General features: G+C 75.9%; 14 protein-coding genes and 1 pseudogene. 8 read left to right on the plus strand and 7 right to left on the minus strand.

Annotated elements, in window-relative coordinates:
- Positions 1–180: 180 nt before the first annotated feature.
- Positions 181–1080, minus strand: a complete 900-nt coding sequence (locus RVR_RS33215; RefSeq protein WP_202237625.1) for a bifunctional helix-turn-helix transcriptional regulator/GNAT family N-acetyltransferase — start codon at positions 1078–1080, stop codon at positions 181–183.
- Positions 1081–1246: 166 nt separating this feature from the next.
- Between RVR_RS33215 and RVR_RS33220 the strand changes: the two genes are divergently transcribed.
- A complete protein-coding gene (locus tag RVR_RS33220) occupies positions 1247–1744 on the plus strand; it encodes a signal peptidase II (protein WP_202237626.1) in 498 nt (165 codons plus the stop codon).
- Between the two features lie 48 nt (positions 1745–1792).
- Here RVR_RS33220 and RVR_RS33225 read toward each other — a convergent pair whose 3' ends face one another.
- The 3 genes from RVR_RS33225 to RVR_RS33235 form a co-directional block, all read right to left on the minus strand.
- Positions 1793–2020, minus strand: a complete 228-nt coding sequence (locus RVR_RS33225) for a hypothetical protein (RefSeq protein WP_202237627.1) — start codon at positions 2018–2020, stop codon at positions 1793–1795.
- Positions 2021–2173: 153 nt separating this feature from the next.
- Positions 2174–3121, minus strand: coding sequence for a GlxA family transcriptional regulator (locus RVR_RS33230; protein WP_202237628.1), 948 nt, complete (start codon positions 3119–3121; stop codon positions 2174–2176).
- A 226-nt stretch (positions 3122–3347) separates the two neighbouring features.
- The gene (locus RVR_RS33235) at positions 3348–4553 is read right to left on the minus strand and encodes an IS110 family RNA-guided transposase (RefSeq protein WP_202231855.1); all 1206 of its coding nucleotides are present in this window, start codon (positions 4551–4553) and stop codon (positions 3348–3350) included.
- A 338-nt stretch (positions 4554–4891) separates the two neighbouring features.
- On the opposite strand from RVR_RS33235, the gene RVR_RS39240 reads away from it, so the two are divergent.
- Together RVR_RS39240 and RVR_RS38995 are read left to right on the plus strand one after the other, a co-directional pair.
- Entirely contained in the window at positions 4892–5563 is a 672-nt protein-coding gene (locus RVR_RS39240) for a hypothetical protein (RefSeq protein ID WP_202237629.1), read from the plus strand.
- Positions 5560–5937: a DUF3817 domain-containing protein gene (locus RVR_RS38995; protein ID WP_346731491.1), complete on the plus strand. Its 378-nt coding sequence runs from the start codon at positions 5560–5562 to the stop codon at positions 5935–5937. The genes RVR_RS39240 and RVR_RS38995 overlap by 4 nt, the downstream gene beginning before the upstream one ends.
- A gap of 17 nt (positions 5938–5954) precedes the next feature.
- On the opposite strand, the gene RVR_RS33250 is transcribed toward RVR_RS38995, so the two are convergent.
- Positions 5955–6926, minus strand: coding sequence for a GNAT family N-acetyltransferase (locus RVR_RS33250; RefSeq protein ID WP_237405115.1), 972 nt, complete (start codon positions 6924–6926; stop codon positions 5955–5957).
- A 163-nt stretch (positions 6927–7089) separates the two neighbouring features.
- Positions 7090–7662: pseudogene (locus RVR_RS33255) on the minus strand (helix-turn-helix domain-containing protein); the annotation flags it as partial.
- A gap of 142 nt (positions 7663–7804) precedes the next feature.
- Between RVR_RS33255 and RVR_RS33260 the strand changes: the two are divergent.
- From RVR_RS33260 to RVR_RS33280, 5 genes are all read left to right on the plus strand, one after another.
- Positions 7805–9178: a benzoate/H(+) symporter BenE family transporter gene (locus RVR_RS33260; protein ID WP_202237631.1), complete on the plus strand. Its 1374-nt coding sequence runs from the start codon at positions 7805–7807 to the stop codon at positions 9176–9178.
- Positions 9179–9344: 166 nt separating this feature from the next.
- Positions 9345–9842 carry a fluoride efflux transporter FluC gene (locus tag RVR_RS33265; protein WP_202237632.1) on the plus strand — a complete coding sequence of 166 codons (498 nt, stop codon included), beginning with the start codon at positions 9345–9347 and terminating at the stop codon, positions 9840–9842.
- A complete protein-coding gene (gene crcB, locus RVR_RS33270; RefSeq protein WP_202237633.1) occupies positions 9839–10213 on the plus strand; it encodes a fluoride efflux transporter CrcB in 375 nt (124 codons plus the stop codon). The genes RVR_RS33265 and crcB overlap by 4 nt, the downstream gene beginning before the upstream one ends.
- Positions 10214–10619: 406 nt before the next feature.
- Positions 10620–11465, plus strand: a complete 846-nt coding sequence (locus tag RVR_RS33275; protein WP_237405454.1) for an oxygenase MpaB family protein — start codon at positions 10620–10622, stop codon at positions 11463–11465.
- Between the two features lie 88 nt (positions 11466–11553).
- A complete protein-coding gene (locus RVR_RS33280; protein ID WP_237405116.1) occupies positions 11554–13878 on the plus strand; it encodes a serine/threonine-protein kinase in 2325 nt (774 codons plus the stop codon).
- A 60-nt stretch (positions 13879–13938) separates the two neighbouring features.
- Here the strand turns inward: RVR_RS33280 and RVR_RS33285 are convergent, their stop codons facing one another.
- The gene (locus RVR_RS33285) at positions 13939–14541 is read right to left on the minus strand and encodes a chloramphenicol phosphotransferase CPT family protein (RefSeq protein ID WP_202237634.1); all 603 of its coding nucleotides are present in this window, start codon (positions 14539–14541) and stop codon (positions 13939–13941) included.
- Positions 14542–14544 lie beyond the last annotated feature (3 nt).

A 14544-nucleotide genomic window follows, 5' to 3' on the forward strand; every position in this document is an offset into this window, starting at 1 on the left:
GCCTACCCCGTGGTGTGCACAGTGCAAACAAGTTCGTGGAAGGCCGCCTTGTTTGTCCTGTTGTGTGATGTTTTAAGGGCCGGTTGATCGTGACCGGATCGTGCCTCTTATGACATCGATCCGCAGGGTGGCAACTGTTGACCCGGCCTTGACCAAGTGTTAACGAATCGCGGGGTCTTTCTATGGCTTTGCTGTGAGCGCCTTCTCGAACCAGTGGTGGGCGTAGGGCTCGTCGTTGAAGGGGGGTACCTCGCGGAAGCCGAAGGAGTGGTAGAGCCCGATCGCCGCCTCCAGGGCCCGGTTGGTGTCCAGGCGCAGGGTGGTCCGTCCCGCGACGGCGGCGCGTGCCTCCAGTTCGGCGAGGAACCTGCGGCCGAGGCCGAGCCTGCGCGCCCGCGGCGCCACCCACATGCGCTTGATCTCGGCCGGTGCGCCGGCCGGCAGCTTCAGTCCGGCGCATCCGACGGGTTCGCCGTACAGCCGGGCGACCAGGAACACCCCGTGCGGCGGGCGCAGGCCGCCCGCGTCGGGCAGCAGGCTCGCGGCGGGGTCGAAGCCGCTGTCGAAGTGCCCGTCCAGCTCCGCGAAGTACGCCCGCAGGCAGTGCTCGGCGTCCGGGTGCGCGGGGTCCGTGGCCTCCAGCGTGACGGTCGAGGCGGTCAGCAGCCGCTCGACGTCGGCCATGGCCGCGGTCAGCCGGGCCCGCTGGGCGGGGTTGAGAGGGGCCAGCAGCGTGCCGGCCAGCTCGTCGCTGCGGTCGTCCAGCGCCGCGCGCTCCGCCCGGCCCGCGTCGGTGAGCCGGACCGTCCGCACCCGCCGGTCGCCGGGCGCGGGCTCCACGGTCACCAGGCCGTCGGCCTCCAGGGCGCGCAGCAGCCGGCTGGTGTACCCGGAGTCGAGGCCGAGCCGGTCGCGCAGCCGGCGGACGTCCTGCCCCTCCTCGCCGACCTGCCACAGCAGCCGGGCCTCGCCCACGGGCCGGGCGCGGCCGAGGTAGCGGTCGTGGAGCACGCCCACCCGTTCGGTGACGGTGCGGTTGAAGCGGCGCACCTGGTCGATCTGCGTCTGCGGTTCATCCATTGTCTGACTCTAGTCAGGCAATGGGGGCGGGGGTCAACCCGTGGCGGCGGCGCGGGGCCGGAGGCCGGGTGCCCGGACCGCGCGGCGGCCGCCGGGCGTAGGGTGCGGGAAGGTGAACGTTCAGCCATTGCACGGGCATGGACACCCCAGCGCGCGGAGGCGGCCGATGGAGGGCAGTACGGGCAGGCCGCGACGGGCCCTGTGGATCACGGCCGCGGCCGGCCTCGCGGTGGACCAGGTGACCAAGGCCGTCGCCGCGGTCGTCGTGGAGGGCCGGCAGCCGGTGCACGCGCTGGGCGGCAGCGTGACCTTCACCGCCTTCCGCAACCCCGGTGCCGCCGGGTCCTTCGCCCCGCACGCCACCGTCGTCTTCACGCTGCTGGCCGCCGGTGTGCTCGCCTTCATCACCTGGGCGTCGTCGTCGGTGCGTTCGGTCGGCTGGGCGGTCGGCCTCGGCCTGCTCTTCGCCGGTGCCGGCGGCAACCTCGCCGACCGGCTCTTCCGGCACCCCGGTTTCGGCCGTGGCGCCGTGCTGGACTTCATCCAGGTCGGCCACTCCGGGATCTTCAACCTGGCCGACCAGTGCGTGACGTTGGGCGCGCTGACGATCCTGGTGCAGACGTTCCGCGGCGTCCCGATGCGCGCGCACAGCGCCGCCCGCTGACGGGGCCCCGCGGCGGGGCCCCGGACGACAAGCCCTGGCCGGGGCCGTTCAGGAGCCCTCCTGCGCGGTCCACACGTCCGGTCCGCCGCCGTGCCAGACGAACAGGTCGGGGTCGTCGAGGCTGACCGTGTCCGGGTCCAGGCCCGCCCGGCGCAGGAACTCCAGTAGGTCGGCGGGCCCGCGGGCGAGCCCCAGGGACTCCCGGCCGACCCGTATCCGCCGGCCGCCGGGGGTCGGCGGCTCCACGATCACCTGCGCTCCGCTGTCCGCGTCCATGCCCCCAGCCTGCCCACGCGTCGCCGCGTACGCACGTCGGCGCGGTCACGACCCGAGCCAGACGCGGACGCGGGCACCGGACGAGCGCGCGGGGCCTGGCGGTCGCGCGGTGCCGGGCAGTCGGTTGCTGTGGCGGGGGAGGGGACGCGGGTCTCAGCGCGCGGCGCCGAACGCGCGGCGGTACGCCTGGGGGCTGACGCCGGTCGTGCGCTTGAAGCGGTCGCGGAAGGCGGTGGGTGAACCGAACCCGACCTGGGCGCCGATGCGTTCGACGGTGTGCGGAGTGGTCTCCAGCAGGTGCTGGGCCTGCCGCACCCGGGCCCGGTGCAGCCACTGGAGCGGGGGGAGCCCGGTCTGGTCGCGGAAGCGCCGGATCAGGGTGCGGGTGCTCATGCCCGCCCGCGCGGCGATGCCGGCCAGGGTCAGTTCCCGCCCCAGGTCCTCCTGGAGCCAGGCGAGCAACGGTTCCAGTTCGGCGCCCTGCGGGGTGGGCGGGTGGGCGTGCGCGATGAACTGGGCCTGGCCGCCCTCGCGTTCGAGCGGCACCACGGACAGGCGCGCGGCGTCGGCGGCGACCGCGGAGCCGTAGTCGGAGCGGATCATGTGCAGGCACATGTCCAGGCCCGCGGCCGCGCCCGCCGAGGTGAGGAACTGGCCGTTGTCGACGTAGAGCACGTCGGGATCGACCTCGACGGCCGGGTACGCGGCGGCCAGCAGGTCGGTCGCGACCCAGTGCGTGGTCGCGCGCAGGCCGTCCAGCAGGCCGGTCGCGGCGAGCGGGAAGGCGCCGCTGCAGATGGAGGCGATCCGCGTGCCGTTCGCCGCGGCGGCGCGCAGCGCGTCGCGGACGGCCGGCCCGAGCGGCGCCGCGGGGTCGGCGGTGCCCGGCACGATGATCGTGTCCGCGCTCGCGAGCGCGTCCAGCCCCCAGTGCGCGGTGAGGGTGAAGGCGCCCGCGTCGACCTGGGGCCGCTCGGCGCAGACCCGGACCTGGTACGCCGTCCGCCCGTCCGGCAGCCGTGTCCGGGCGAAGACCTCCAGCGGTGTCGACAGGTCGAACGGGATCACCCGCTCCAGCGCGAGTACGACGACGGTGTGCATGGCACGAAACTACCCTGCCGCTCTGGTGGCGCAGCAGGCCGACCGCCCCCGGGCGGACGGTGGAACCACACGTCAGGACACGTTCCGGGCCGACGCCGCGCACTTGGCGATATCCCGTGGGAACCTGGCGTTCCCGCCACTGGGGCGTGGCCCTCCCGATGCCTAGCGTCAGGGGGTGAACCGGCTCCGACCGGCCCCCGCACCCGAAGGAATCTCAATGACGAAGTCAAGCCGCTTGTGTGACCGGTGGGGCGGAGGTGAACGGCTTTCCGTCACGCAGCATCGCCCACAGCACGTCGACTCGGCGGCGGGCGAGCGAGAGCAGGGCCTGAGTGTGCAGCAGCCCCTCGCCTCGCTTCCTGAGGTAGTAGTCCCGGGACGGGCCCGGCCGCATCATCGCGGACTGGGCAGCCATGTAGAACACCCGGCGCAGGCGCCGGCTGTAGCGTTTGGGCCGGTGGTAGTTGCCGGTGCGGCGGCCGGAGTCCCGTGCGACCGGGGCGAGGCCGGCGTGCGAGGCGAGGCTGCCGGCGTCGCGGTAGCCGGACAGGTCGCCGACGATGGCGATGAACTCGGCGCCCAGGATGGGCCCCATGCCGGGCATGGACTCTATGATCTCGGCGCGGTCGTCGGTGTGGAAGGTCTCACGGATCTCCCGGTCGTTGTCCTTGATCCGCTCGTCCAGGGCCAGGAGCTGGTGGGCGAGGTCGCAGACCAGCTTCGCCGACCGTTTCTCGCCGGGCAGTGCGATCTGCTGGGACTGGGCGGCCTCGACCGCCTTGGCGGCGACGTCGGCGGCGCTGCGGATCTTGCGGCGTTCGAGCCAGGTCGTCAGACGCTTGACGCCGATGCGGCGCAGGGCAGCCGGGGTCTGGTACTCGGTCAGCATGACGACCGGGCCTTTGGCCGCGGAGTAGTCGAAGGCCCGCTCCAGGGCCGGGCAGATGCCCACCAGCAGATCGCGAAGCCGGTTGATCAGCCGAACGCGGTCGGCGATCAGGTCGGTCCGGTAGTTCGTCAGCACCCTCAGGCTGGTGACCAGCTCAGGAGGCGTGTCCAAAACGGCGAAGCCCTTCGGGCGCATGCGTGCCTGATCGGCGATGACCCGCGCGTCCTTGGCGTCGGTCTTCCCCTCGCCCTTGTACGCGCCGGTCATCCGGTTGACCGTGCGGCCCGGCACGTAGACCACGCTCTGTCCGTGGGCGACCAGCAAGGCCAGCAGGAGCGTGGAAGCTCGGCCGGAGATGTCCACCGCCCAGCGGATCTCGTCGGCCCGCTCTCGGGCGGTCTCGATGAGAGCGAGGATCTGGGCCTCGTCGTTGATCACCTTCGTCGAGAACAACGTCTCGCCGTCTGCGTCCAGGGCCACCGCCCAGTGGTGCCCCTTGCCCGCGTCGATGCCGACCCATATCCGGCCCTGTCGAGTGCTCAACCCGTCGCTTCCATTCCACCGTGACCAGCACTTCCGTGGCCCGAAGAACACTCCGCCGACAGGTCCCTAACCAGCGATGGCCGCAGTTCTCAATCAGTGGTCGGAGCGTCCCGGAGGACCGGGCGGCCATTCCTTCGGAGCCATCAACGGCAGAACCCCATCAGCCATACCCGGTCCTCCCGGACCGCCAACCATTCTTAGGGAAGCTCCATGCGCGTCCAGACCGCCCCGCCGCACCCCGTCGCCGCCCCGGCCCCGGCACCTGGCGGCGACGACCCGGGCGGCGGCCGCATGCCCGGGAGCCGCCGCCCGGCGCGCGCGGGGGCGGGGCGCCGGCCGTGACCAAGTTCCTGCTCTCCCTGCACGTGCTGGCGGCGCTGCTCAGCATCGGTCCGGTCGCCGTGGCCGCGAGCATGTTCCCCCGGGCCCTGCGCACCGCCCACACCGGTGCAGCGGACGCGCCCGCCGCGTCCGACCGCGCCACCCCCGACGGCGACCGCGGCTCGCCGGCCGGGGCCCGCACGCTCGCGGACGCCGGCCGCACCCACGCGGACGCCGGCCGGGCTCCCACCGAGAGCGGCCGCGCTCCCTCAGGCGGCGCCCCTGCCCCCTCAGGCGGCGTCCCCGCTCCCGCCGAGGACGGCCCCGCTCCCTCCACGGGCGACCGCTCCGTCACGACCCTGCGCCTGCTGCACCGCATCTGCCGCGTCTACGCGGGCATCGGGATCGCCGTTCCCGTGCTCGGCTTCGCCACCGCGAGCAGCCTGGGCGTCCTGGGGAGCGGCTGGCTGATCACGTCGATCCTGCTGACGGCCGTGGCGGCCGCCCTGCTCGCACTGCTCATCCTGCCGGCCCAGGAGAGCGCGCTCGACGCCGTGCGGGCGGCCGGACCGGGGCAACTCGCCCGGCTCGCCGGCCGGTTGGCCTCGCTCACCGGCGTCTTCAACCTGCTGTGGGCGGCGGTCACGGTGCTGATGATCGTCCGTCCCGGTTCGACCACGGGGGCGTGAGCATGCGTCCAGCCGCCCTGCGCGTCGCGGCGCACGTCGAACTCCTGTCCCTGGCCGTCCTGTTGGTGAACCTGGCCACCGCGCACCTGCGGGCCGTCTCCTCGCTGGTCGGCCCCGCGCACGGCTGCGCGTACCTGTTCGTCGTCGGGGCGACCTGGCGGCTGCGCGCGGCCGACCGCCGCACCCGGGCCGTCGCGTGGGTCCCCGGCGTCGGCGGACTGCTCGCCCTGCGCCGGCTCGCGCGGGCGGCCGGGGGGAACGGGGCGGACGGACCCGCCCGCACACAGGCCGCGGCCGCCCACGCGGGCGATGGGGCCGGCGGCGCGGAGGGAGGCGCCGCGGCGGAGTGGACCGCCGGGGTCAGCCCTCCGTGAGCGCCGACCCGCCGGGGTCAGCCCTCCGTGAGCGCCTTGCCGTAGACCGAACAACTGCGCCGGACCCGCATGCCGAGGTGCTCGTAGAGGGACAGGGCGCCGGTCCCGGAGTGGGTCCACAGGGTGCAGCCGTGGCGGCCGTGCCGGTGGAAGGCGCGGAACGCCTCCCGCAGCAGCACGCCCGCGATGCCCCGGCCGCGGTGGTCGGCGCGGACCGCGAGCCGGTCGACGTAGCCCTCGGCCGCGTCCGGCGGGTCGAGGGCGACCAGCGCGCCGACCATCTCGCCGCCGGAGAAGGCCACCGGGGACATGGCCGGAGCGAACGCCTCCCGCCGCACGGTCTGCCGGGCCCACTCGTCGTACGGGAGGCGGTGCTTCTGCCACCGCCCGAAGGCGTCCTCCACGAGCCGGTGCGCCGCGCGCCCGTCGCCGGTGCGGAACGGCCGTACGGTGACGCCCGCCGGCGGATCCGGCACGGCGGGCTCGTCGGGCACCGCGATGCCCAGCAGCCACTGCGTCACGAAGGGCAGGTAGCCGCGCGAGCGCAGCAGCGCGACGGCCGCCGCGTCGCGCTCCTCGACCGGCTGCGCGAGCCGACCGCCGCCCGCCCGGCGGGCCCGCGCCTCGGTCCAGTCGAGCAGCATCCCGCCCAACCCCCGCCCGCGGTGGGCGGGATGGACGTCCACCTCGCTGCGGTCGGCGTGCACCCACGCCCGCCCCACCAGCCGGGGCCCGGGGCCCGGCTGGTGGACGAGCAGCGTGTCGAGGGCGGGATCGAGACCGGGCAGCGCCAGGCGGCCGGCGACGGCCTCGGGCCCGGTCTCCACGTCGCCGAGCAGGTCGCGCTCGCAGGCGGCGACGAGGGCGTGGATCGCGCCGGCGTCGGCGAGCGTGGCGGGACGGGCGCGGTACGGCGCGGGGAGGGGCGGCAGCGGCGGGACCACGTGGACGGGCGCCGGCGGGCGGCCGTCGCCGGAGGGCTCAGCCACGGGCCCCGCCGCCCCGGACCGTCCCGGCCGCCCGGTCCGCTTCCTCGGTCCCCGAGGCCGTACGGCCACCAGGTCCCCCCGTGCCCCCCTCGCCGTCCATGCCGTGCACCCGGTCCGCCCGGTCCGCCCGGTCCGACCGGTCCGACCGGTCCGACCCGTCGCCCGTGAGCGTGTAGCGGACGAAGAGCACCGCCTCCACGTCGCCGTGCGGCGCGCCGTAGACGTGCGGGCGGTCGGCCCGCCAGTGGGCGTACTCGCCGGGGCCCGCGGTGACCGGGGCGGCGGGCTCGCCCACCACCGCGGTGCCGTCGAGCACGTACAAGTGCTCCCGCACACCCGGCAGATGGGCGTCCGAGCGCTGGACCGCGCCGGCCCGGATACGGATGCGGAACACGTCGGTGACCGCGACCGCGCTCTCGTGCCGGTCGGTGAGCAGCGCCGTGACGGCCTCGCCGGTCGCGCCCGCCCGCGCGACGCCGGGCGCCCCCGCCGCCGGAGAACCGAGCGGGTCCCCGGGCGGGCCGGGGGCCGGATCGGCGAGGACCGAGCTGAGCGGTGTCCCGAGCGCCGTGGTCAGCGCGTACAGCGTCTCCAGGGTGGGGTTGCGCCGGCCGCCCTCCAGCTCCGACAGCGTCGCCTTGCCGACGCGCGAGCGCCGGGCGAGCTCGGACAGCGACAGCCGCCGCTCCTCGCGGAGGGCCCGCAAGCGCAGCCCCACCTGCTCGTTCAGCTCCATCGACCTTCCCCAGGGGCGCCGGCCCGCGGCCGAAAAGGATTGACGGCCGCGCTGCGCCCACTCTAGCGTTCCGTTTCCGGAACGTTCCGCAGGCGGAACGCTCGCGGGTCCCCCTCGCTCCGACCTCTCCGGGAAGTAGCCCATGTCCACCCCTGCGCCCCGTCGCGCCGCGGCCCGCATACGCGCGGCCGCGCCCCCGTCCGCGGTCACGGCCGGCCTCGTCACGGTGCTGGTCGGCACCACCAGCTCGGCCGCCGTCGTGCTCGCCGCGGCCCGCGCCGCGGGCGCCGACGCGGCCGAACTCGCCTCCTGGATGCTCGCGTTGGGCGTCGGCCTCGGCGCCACCTGCATCGGCCTGTCCCTGCGCTACCGGGCGCCGGTGGTCACCGCCTGGTCCACCCCCGGCGCGGCGCTGCTGGCCACCGGCCTGGCCGGCGCGTCGATGGGCGAGGCGGTCGGCGCGTTCCTGCTGTCGTCCGTGCTCATCCTGGTCTGCGGGGTGACCGGCTGGTTCGCCCGGGCGATGGCGTCCGTCCCGGTGCCGATCGCGTCGGCGCTGCTGGCCGGCGTACTGCTGGAGTTCGGCACCGGGCTCTTCCGCGCCATGCACGGCAGCTTCGGCGTCACCTTCCCGATGTTCGCCGCGTACCTGCTCGCCCGGCGTCTCCGGCCGCGCTACGCGGTGCTCGCCGCCCTGCTGGTGGGCGTGGCCGCGACCACCGCCGCGGGCGACTGGGGCGGCGCGGCCGGCCACATCGGCCTCACCCCGGCCGCGCCCGTCTTCACCGCGCCGCGGCTGGACTGGCACGTCCTGGTCGGCGCCGGCCTGCCGCTGTTCGTGGTGACCATGGCCTCCCAGAACCTGCCCGGCGTCGCGGTCCTGCGCGGTGACGGCTACGACGTGCCCGTCTCACCGCTGATCGGCTGGACCGGCGCGGCCGGGGTCGTCCTCGCCCCCTTCGGCGCCTTCGCGCTGAACCTGGCGGCGATCTCCGCGGCGATCTGCACCGGCCCCGACGCCCACCCGGACCGCGAGCGGCGCTATCTCGCCGCGGTGTGGGCGGGCGTGTTCTACCTGTGCGTCGCGGTGTTCGGCGGGACCATCGGCGCGCTGCTGACCGCGATGCCGCGGGAACTGGTGCTCGGCACCGCGGGCGTCGGGCTGCTCGGCACGATCGGGAGCTCGCTGCAAGGCGCGCTGGCGGACCCCGGCGACCGGGAGGCCGCCGTCGTCACCTTCCTCGCCACCGCCTCCGGGGTCACCCTGCTCGGGGTCGGCTCGGCGTTCTGGGGGCTGCTGGCCGGGGTGTTCACGATGGTGGTCACCACGGCTGGGCGGCGGAGGGACCCGGGCGCGCCCCGCGGCGGCGGTCCGGCGGCCGACCGTACGCACGCGGAGCGGACCGTCCGCCCGGGCCCCGTGGCGCCCGACCCGCCCGCCGCCGCGGCGCCCGCCCTGCCCCGCACCGCCGGGACCGCGGGCCCGGGGGGCCGGGCGCCGGGGACCGGCCGGTAGAATGAACGCGAGCGGCGCCCTTCGGGGGTGCCGCGCGGCGGTGGGGCCCGCCGTACCCGAACCGCGGCGATGATGCCGCCAACGGTCCCTGCTTGCGAAGCGCACACCCGCGTCGCGCCGAAGAGCGCGGTCGTGTGTGCCGTACCGATGCGAGTAGGAGACCGACGTGGCAGACCCGCGCCCCCCGTACGTCGAGGAACCGGTCGATCCGGACATCGACCTGCACGTCCCCGAGCAGCGCACCGAACTCAGCAGGCACCCGGCCGTCGTGCTCTCCGTGATCGCGGTCGGCGGCGCGGTCGGCGCGTGCGGCCGGTACGGCGCCGCGCTGCTGTGGCCGACCGCGACCGACGCCTTCCCGTGGACCACCCTGGGGGTCAACGCGCTGGGCTGCGCGGTCATCGGCGTGTTCATGGTGCTGATCACCGAGGTGTGGAGCGCGCACCACCTGGTCCGGCCGTTCTTCGGCACCGGGGTGCTCGGCGGCTTCACCACCTTCTCCACCTACGCCACCGACGTGCGCGGCCTCGTGGACCACGGCCACCCGCGCCCCGCGCTCGGCTACCTGGCGCTGACCGTCGCGGCCGCCCTGGCCGCGGTGTGGGCCGGGACGCACGCGACCCGGCGGGTCGTCGCCGCGACGGCCGGCGGGGAGGCCCGGTGAACTGGCTGCTGGTCGTCGTCGGCGCCATGGTGGGCGCCCCCGCTCGCTACCTCACCGACCGCGCGGTGCAGGCCAAGCACGACACCGTCTTCCCGTGGGGCACCTTCGCGGTGAACGTCAGCGGGTGCGCGGTACTCGGCCTGATCGGCGGTGCCGCGGCCGAGGGCGCCGTCTCCGCGCACGTCCAACTCCTGCTCGGCACCGGCTTCTGCGGCGCCCTCACCACCTACTCGACCTTCTCCTACGAGACGCTGCGGCTCACCGAGAACCGGGCCCGCTTCTACGCGGTCGCGAACGTCGTGGGCAGCCTGACCGCGGGGCTGGGCGCCGCGTTCACCGGGACCGCGCTGGCCCAGGCGCTCTGGGGCTGACCGGTCCCGGCCGCCGCGACGGGCCGCCGTCCGCCCCCTTCGCCTGCCCGTCCGGTCCGATTACCGTGGACACGACGGGAAGAGGCGTACGGGGACGCGGGGCGGGCGCGGCCGGGTCGGCCGGCGGGCGCCCGCGAGGACGGAGACGGCCATGCGCGGTGCGGACCCGAGGACGGACCCGGGCACCGGACCAGGTGCGGACCCGGGTGCGGAGGCCGGCCCAGGGCCGGCCGCGGAGCCGATCACGGACCCCGGCCCCCGTCCCGACCCGGACCCCCGTCTCGACCCCGGCGCCGCTCCCGACCCCGCTTCCGACCCTGGCGCCGGCACGCACACCGCGGCCTCCAACGCTGGCCGTGCCGCGGACGCCGGGGCGGGCACGGACGCCGCGGCGCACGACCCCGGCCTGTTCGGCCCTGACTCGGTGACCTGGCAGCTACACGCCGACCCGATCATGTGGATCGCCGGCATCCGCGCGCTCTACCTCCAGGCGCTGCACCCCCGCGCGGTGCGGGGCGTCGCGCAGAACTCCGACTTCCGCCGCGACGCGTGGGGCCGCCTGCTGCGCACCGCGTCCTTCGTCGGCCGGATCACCTACGGCACCACGTCCGCCGCGGAGCAGGCCGGAGCCCGCATCCGCGGGGTCCACCGCCGGCTCTCGGCGGTCGACCCGGACACGGGCGAGCGCTTCGGCATCGACGACCCCGAGCTGCTGCTGTGGGTGCACTGCGCCGAGATCGACTCGTACCTGGGTGTCGCGCGCCGCTCCGGCTTCCCGCTCACCGACGCCCACGCGGACGCGTACGTCGACGAGCAGCGCGAGGCCGCCCGGCTGGTGGGCCTCGATCCGGCCGGGGTGCCCGCCGACACCGCGCAGCTCGCCCGCTACCTCGCCGAGGTCCGCCCCCGACTGGCCGCGACGCCGGAGGCGCTCGACGTGGTCCGGTTCCTGACGGCGCCGCCGGTGCCCACCGCCCTGCGGCCGCTGCGGCGGGCGGTGTGGCCGGCGGTCTCGGGCACCGCGTTCGCGGCACTGCCGCCGTACGCCCACGAGCTGTACGGGCGGACCGCGCCGTCGCAGGCCGCCGCGGACCGCCGGCTGCGTGCCGCGGGGCGGTTGCTGCGGGCGGTACCGGCCACCGTGCGCTGGCAGTTGCCGCCCGGCCACATCCTCAAGGCGGTCGCCCGGCTCGGCCCCGGCACCCGCCCCTCGACCCGGCGCCTGCCGCCGAACGATCCCGAAGTGCCCTGATGCGCTGTCCCCCTTTGTCGCCCCTCCCGGCCATACTGGGTGCGGGGAAGCACCGACGAGCACCGACAGTCACGGGGGCACGGCGCTGATGGAGGCTGGACACCAGAACGGCCAGTACGGACCCGGGGGCGCGGCACCGCCCGCCGGGGCGGGGAGCGGCACGGCCACCGGCACGGCCGCCGGGACCGGCCGGAGCACGGCGAGAGGGGCGGGGACGGGCACGGTCGGCGAGGGCGCGGCGGAGCCGGACGGCGGCCGCGAGGACACCAAGTTGATCCAGGGCCGCTACCGGCTGCACGAACTCATCGGCCGCGGCGGCATGGGCGAGGTGTGGCGCGCGCTCGACGAGTCGCTGGGCCGCCGGGTCGCGGTCAAGTGCCTCAAGCCCATGGGCCACTCCGGCGACGCGGGGTTCACCCGGGTCCTCCAGGAGCGGTTCCGGCGCGAGGCACGGGTGGCCGCGGCGCTCCAGCACCGCGGCATCACCGTGGTGCACGACTTCGGCGAGCACGACGGCCTGCTCTTCCTGGTGATGGAACTGCTCGACGGCCGCAACCTGCTCCAGATCCTCGACGACGCGCGCCGGCACCCGCTGCCCGTCCCCGACATCACCGACATCGCCGAACAGGTGGCCGCCGCCCTGGCGTACACCCACGCCCAGGGGGTGGTGCACCGGGACCTGAAACCGGCCAACATCATGCGGCTGACCGACGGCGCGGTGAAGATCTGCGACTTCGGCATCGCCCGGCTCGGCCACGACATCGGGTTCACCTCCCGCCTGACCGGCACCGGCGTGGCCATGGGCACCCCGCACTACATGTCGCCCGAGCAGATCGGGAACTCCGCCGTGGACCAGCGCAGCGACCTGTACTCGCTGGGCTGCGTGCTGTACGAACTGGCCACCGGGCACCCGCCGTTCGACCTCGGCGACGCCTGGTCGATCCTCGTCGGGCACCGCGACAGCGCCCCGCCCCCGCCGCGTGCCGAGCGCCCGGAGCTGCCGGTCGACCTCGAGCGGCTGATCCTCGACCTGCTCGCCAAGGACCCCGAGGACCGCCCGCAGGACGCCGCCGACGTCGCCGGCCGGCTCAAGGCGATGAGCGCGGCGGAGCGGGCGTCCGTGCGGACCGGCGGAGCCGTGCCCGACTGGGCGCGGACGCTGACCACCGGGCCGCAGGCCCGCTCCACCCGGGCCCGTCCGGTGGCCGCCGACGCCCGGCACGAACTGACCGGCGCGTGGTCCACCCGGACCGTCACCGCGTCCGCCGACCCCGCCACGCTCGCCGAACTCGCCGCCCGCCAGGCCGAGGCCGACGACCTGGGCCGGATCGGCAACTGGCAGCAGTCGTACGAACTGCACACCGCCGTCGCCACCGCCCGCGACCGCGCGCAGGGCACCGAGCACCCGGACACCCTGTCCAGCCGGCACGAAGCGGCCTACTGCCTGACCCGGCTCGGCCGCGCCGAGGAGGCGCTGCGCCTGTACGCGTACGTCGCCGAGGTGCGGCGCCGGGTGCTCGGGCCCGACGACCCCGACACGCTCGCCGCCCGCCACGAGGCGGCCTACGCGCTCGGCGCGCTCGGCCGGCACCTGGAGGCGCACCGGGAGTTCTCCGCCGTGCTCGACGCGCGCGAGCGGACCGTCGGCCCGGAGCACCCCGACACGCTGCGCTGCAAGCACAACCTCGCCTACAACCTGGCCGAGCTGGGCCGCACGCAGGAGGCGTACACCACCGCCGTCGAGGTCGCCGACGCCCGGTCCCGGGTGCTGGGCGCCGAGCACCCCGAGACGCTGGGCACCCGCTTCGAGGTCGGCTTCACGCTCGGCCGCGCCGGGCGCTGGGCCGAGGCGCTGGAGGTCTACCGGGAGGTCGGCGCGGTCCGCACCCGGGTGCTGGGCGCCGAGCACCCCGCCACCCTCGCCGTCCGCTACGAGACGGGCATCTGCCTGACCCGGCTCGGCCGCGCCTCCGACGCGCTCCAGCTCTACGAGGATCTGGTCGCCGCCCTCACCCGGACCGCCGGCTCCGGCGACGAGGAGACGCTGCGCGCCCGGCAGGCGCTCGGCGTCAACCTCGGCCGGCTCGGCCAGTGGGACCGCGCGCTCGCCGAGGCGCGCGACGTGGCCGCCGTCCGGCAGCGCGTGCTGGGCGCCGACCACCCCGACACCCTCGTCAGCAAGCGGGAGATCGCGGTCTGCCTGGGCTGGCTGGGTCGCTGGGGCGACGCGCTGGGCGTCTACCGCGAGGTCGCCACGGCGCGCGAGGCCGTGCTCGGCCCGGACCACCCCGACACCCTCACCAGCCGCAACGACGAGGCCCGCTGCCTGGAACACCTCGGCCGCACCGACGAGGCCCAGGCCCTCTACCGCCGGGTCGCCACCCACTCCGAGGACGGTCCGGAACGCCTGTGACGCCCGCGGGCCGGGCCGCGCCCCCGCCGGGCGCCCTCGGGGCCGCGGCGGGGCGGCCGGTCACGGGACGACGTGCGCCGCGATCGTCCGGGCGCAGCCGCGCGGGTCGGCCCGGCCGGAATCCACCTCCAGGTCGTAGGAGACGCCGACGTGCACCAAGGACGCCTGGCGGGCCGCCATGCCGGGCGCGCGGTCGCCGCGCGCGGCCTCCCGGGCGGCCGCGATCGCGGGGTCGCACCGCACCCCCACCCACAGCACCCCGAGCCCCGCGGTCGCCTCGCGCCAGCGGGACTGCGAGGCGGCGCCGCCGAGGAAGACCTCGTCGATGACGAGGTGCGCGCCCGCGCGGGCGGTCGCGGCCATGCCGAGCGCCCAGGCGTCGTCGAGCCGGCGGAACTCCGCGCCCGGCACCACCTGGCCGCCGGACCCGAACGCGATGCCGCCGCCGACACCGCCGCCGGGCTCGCCGCCGCCGCCGGGCTCGCCGCCGCCGTTCCCGGTGCCCGCGTCCTGCCCGCGCAGACGGGCCGGCAGCGCCTCGACCAGCGTGTCGGTGCCGAACACCAGCCACGGCGGGCCCGGCAGCACGTCCTGGAGGGCACGGGCGATGCTGCTCTTCCCCGCACTCGATCCGCCGTTCAGAATGATCACCTGGGTGGACATCCC

Origin of the sequence: Streptomyces sp. SN-593 (assembly GCF_016756395.1) — a bacterium.
GTDB classification, from domain to species: Bacteria; Actinomycetota; Actinomycetes; order Streptomycetales; family Streptomycetaceae; genus Actinacidiphila; species Actinacidiphila reveromycinica.

Excerpts from the sequence above, each read along its gene's own strand:
- RVR_RS33220 (WP_202237626.1), top strand. The coding sequence starts at position 1,247 with ATGGAGGGCAGTACGGGCAGGCCGCGACGGGCCCTGTGGATCACGGCC.
- RVR_RS33285 (WP_202237634.1), bottom strand. The coding sequence starts at position 14,541 with ATGTCCACCCAGGTGATCATTCTGAACGGCGGATCGAGTGCGGGGAAG.
- RVR_RS33260 (WP_202237631.1), top strand. The coding sequence starts at position 7,805 with ATGTCCACCCCTGCGCCCCGTCGCGCCGCGGCCCGCATACGCGCGGCC.
- RVR_RS33280 (WP_237405116.1), top strand. The coding sequence starts at position 11,554 with ATGGAGGCTGGACACCAGAACGGCCAGTACGGACCCGGGGGCGCGGCA.
- RVR_RS33230 (WP_202237628.1), bottom strand. The coding sequence starts at position 3,121 with ATGCACACCGTCGTCGTACTCGCGCTGGAGCGGGTGATCCCGTTCGAC.
- RVR_RS33215 (WP_202237625.1), bottom strand. The coding sequence starts at position 1,080 with ATGGATGAACCGCAGACGCAGATCGACCAGGTGCGCCGCTTCAACCGC.
- RVR_RS33225 (WP_202237627.1), bottom strand. The coding sequence starts at position 2,020 with ATGGACGCGGACAGCGGAGCGCAGGTGATCGTGGAGCCGCCGACCCCC.